General features: G+C 63.5%; 3 protein-coding genes and 1 pseudogene. All 4 read left to right on the forward strand.

Annotation, left to right across the window (positions count from 1 at the left end; all coding sequences use genetic code 11):
- On the forward strand, window positions 1-249 hold a 249-nt coding region (locus ACESL9_RS17520; protein ID WP_372675364.1), incomplete at its 5' end, for a hypothetical protein.
- Window positions 250-251: 2 nt separating this feature from the next.
- Window positions 252-2564, forward strand: a complete 2313-nt coding sequence (locus ACESL9_RS17525; protein WP_372675365.1) for a hypothetical protein — start codon at window positions 252-254, stop codon at window positions 2562-2564.
- 14 nt (window positions 2565-2578) lie between these two features.
- Window positions 2579-2752: a hypothetical protein gene (locus tag ACESL9_RS17530; RefSeq protein ID WP_372675366.1), complete on the forward strand. Its 174-nt coding sequence runs from the start codon at window positions 2579-2581 to the stop codon at window positions 2750-2752.
- A 1-nt stretch (window position 2753) separates the two neighbouring features.
- Window positions 2754-3550, forward strand: a pseudogene (locus tag ACESL9_RS17535) (hypothetical protein); the annotation flags it as partial.

Genomic DNA, 3550 nt, shown 5'->3' on the forward strand with positions numbered 1-3550 from the left:
CCCGCATATCACGCGGAGGTGCGCGTGGGCATCGTATCGCGGCAGTATCCGCGAACGGCCGGCCGCTACGTCAACGGCTTCTTCGTGAAGGCCCCGCAGCAGGGGATCGCGGACAGCAGGCAGGCAATCAACGTCGCGCGCTCCCTGCGCGACAAAATCTGGATCGACACCAAAATCCATCGTCTCCCCTTTGTCGGCGACCGGCTGCGCATGGGGGAACTTCGGGTCGGCGAATTCATCGGAATGTGAAAATGGAAAGCATCGTCATCTACCGCGATCGGCAGGAACTGCAATCGGCGGACATGAACAACGCGCAGGAGTTCACGCGCGAAAGCCTCGACCATGCCATCAAGGACGCGATTGATCCCGGCAAGGGCTACACCGGGTTTTCCGCGACCAAGACGGCGGCCACCGAGGTCACCATGAGTGCCGGCCGCCTCTATGCCGCCGGAGCGGTTTACGCCCGCAACGAGGACGTGGTGATCGACCTGTTCAATGTGTTGCCGCTGGTGACGCGCAAGCGCGTGGCCATTGTCAGCTACGGCCAGGAGGTCGAGACCGACGTGCAGCCGCGCGATTTCCTGATCGACGCGCAGACCGGGACGACCGAGCCGCAATCGGTGGCGATGGAAAGTTTCCGGCGCGCGGAGTTGTCCTCGGTCGCGGGGACCGAGGGGCCGGACCCGGCCTATCCGGCGGTCGATGCGGGCATGACGATCATTGCCTACATCCTGCTCGACACGCAGGGGATCGTGGCGATCGAGCAGTGGAAGCCGTCGCAGCTTCCGAACCTGCGCGACATTTCAAATCGCACGGTCGCGCTGGAAAGCTGGCGCGGGCAGATCAGCGGTCAGGTGGACACGCTGCGCACCGACCTGTCCGCCCTCGCGGATCGCCTTCAGGGCTACGCGCTCAAGTCCGAGATCGTGAGCCTCACGGAGCAACTCGATGAGCTGCGCGAGGAGGTCTATGCCCCGGGCGCTTACATCTGGTACGGGACCAACCACTTCCTCGATGAGACCGGATCGAACACCGGGCATGTCGACTTTGATGCGGTCGTGAATGAGGGCATCCGTTTCCCGATGGCGGCGAGCAACACGGGCGCGATCGCCCTGCTGGATCCGAACAATGTTTTCGTCAAGCCGGATATGTCCGGCGGCCTCGTCATTCCGTCCTACGATCACAAGATCCGTATGGACCTGACCGGCTATTCGGACGAGACGCGGCTTGCCCAATACACTTTCGAGACCACGACGGTTCGGCGGCTGACGCGAACGCGGGAGCGCCGCCGCTACGGCCCCGAGAAGAAGGTCTGCACCAATGGGCGCTGGTGGCGTCAGGGGCGCTACGACCTGGCGCGGAACGTGTTTCATATCGACGGCGAGACGTGGGAGGTCACGAACGGCGTCCCCGATGAAATGCCGAACGGCGATGCCGTGATGAACGGCAACGTCCACTGGATCAGGGTGCGGCAATTCTGGATCGACGCCCATGAGGAGCCGTATTGGGATCGCGTCTCGACCAGCGAGACGATCAACGGCCAGCAGGTCGCCCAGACCTTCCTGAACAGCCAGGACGGGTGGCTCAGCCAGATCGGCCTGTTTTTCTCGCGCAAGGCGGATGCGGGGGACGTGCACGCGCTTATCGCTGAGACGCGCAACGGGATGCCTGATCTGAAACGGGTGATATCGCGCACGACGCTCCCCGCAGCAGGTATCGAGAATTCCGTGGGCGACGGCAATGACGGCTTGCCGGCATTGAAGGAGACCAGGCTGGTGATCACCCCGACCTATCTGAAGGCCGGGCGTCGCTATGCCCTCATCCTGATCACGACCGGCGATCACTATGTCGCCATGACGGATACGGATAACGGCACCGTTCAGGGCACCTTCTTCGTTTCGACCGATGGCGCCTTCTTCGCGGGCAATCTCGTCGATGACATGAAGATGCGCCTCTACTTCGCGAAGTTTGACCGCCCCCGTGTCGCCATCGAAATGTCGGCCCTGGATCTGTCGGGCGGCATCCTCGACGTGGATCTTCTGCATGAGGCGATCACGCCTCCGGCCTGCCGGGCGGATGTGGAATTGCAGGTCAACGGGGCTTGGGTGGCGATGGCGGGGCACCCGAACGGCCCGGACCTGACCGGCCTGCCGAACCTCGTGCCGATGCGCTATGTGTTCACCGGGACGACGGACCTCATGCCCGCGATGGTCACGACCAACTCGCAGAGTATCGTCAGCAGGCCGAAGACGAGCTTTGCATGGATAAGTGAGGCCAAGACGCTGGCCTCGCCCACGACGGGCATAAAGGTCATCGTCGAGCTGCAAGGGTATGACGAGGCGAACCACGACTGCACGATCTCCCTGCTGACCGGCGCGGCTCTGGACGGGGCGGAAGCCGCCGATGTGGTGGAGGATGCCATCCTTCCAGATGGCACCATCCGCCGGACCTGCACCTTCAACGTGACGTCCGTTTCCGACTACGCGGTCAAGATCGTCGGCGGGGCTGTCTCGGCGGCGGACCTGTTCCTCGTCTCCGAGATGATCGAATACGCACAAACCTGAGAGGGGGCCGACTGATGGCGAAGAAGCCAACGCATTACAAGATCACGGTGAACATGCCGTTTGAACACAATCGTGCCCGGTTCCGCCCGGGCGCGCGCTACACGGTCACGGCGGCCTTCCATGACAGCATGAAGGCGGATCACGGAGCCAAGATCGCGAGCGCGGCGGCGGTAACGAAAGGCGACTGACATGATCCGGTTCGAGGACATTCGCGCCCGTGACCGAGACCGTATTGATCGCGAATTCCTGAACAAGCGGTATCGCCTGATCGCCGAAAGCATCGTGGCGGTCAATGAGGAGGTCACGGGGCTCAAGCAGGACAGTGACAACCTGATCAACCTCGGCCTCGCGCGCATCGATGACGTGCTGGGCCCGGCCCTCGCGACGGTCTCCAAGGCGGCCAAAAGCGGGTTCTTGTCGGCGTCCTCCACCACGCCGCTGACCATCACGACCGGCCTGGAAACCACGTTCGAGATAACCGATCAGGATGAACGGGCGCTTTTTGCGCCCACACCGTATGTCGTGATTACCCGGGCGGGCGCGGCCTCTTACGAGGACTGGGCAATCTTGCGGGCCGATACCTATGACCGGAGCAACGGCGGTCTGGCGGGCCGGATCGTCGCGGTCAGCGGCGCTATCGGCGGGGGCGCGTATTCCGACTGGATCATCTCGGCCTCCGCCGGGATCGCGGCCTCGATCCTCGACTTCGCGGTTCAGGCGACCAACACGCTGCAAGCGGCGCAGCAGGCCGAGCAGGTCGCCACCGACGCGGCAGACACAATCGAGACCATCATGGCGGATGGCCCCGTCTCGTCGGTCAACGGCCAGACCGGGGAGGTCAGCCTCGGGATCACCGATATCCCCAACCTGCTCACGACGCTGAATGGAAAGGCGCTCACGACGCACGGGCATCAGATTGCGGATGTCCAGGACTTGCAGACCGCGCTGAATGGCAAGGCGGGCACGGGGCACGGCCACGCCATCGA

Source organism: Aquicoccus sp. (assembly GCF_041686535.1).
Lineage (GTDB): Bacteria > Pseudomonadota > Alphaproteobacteria > Rhodobacterales > Rhodobacteraceae > Aquicoccus.

Bases quoted from the DNA above. Each gene is read 5' to 3' on its own strand.
- ACESL9_RS17530 (WP_372675366.1), top strand. From the start codon at position 2,579: ATGGCGAAGAAGCCAACGCATTACAAGATCACGGTGAACATGCCGTTT.
- ACESL9_RS17525 (WP_372675365.1), top strand. From the start codon at position 252: ATGGAAAGCATCGTCATCTACCGCGATCGGCAGGAACTGCAATCGGCG.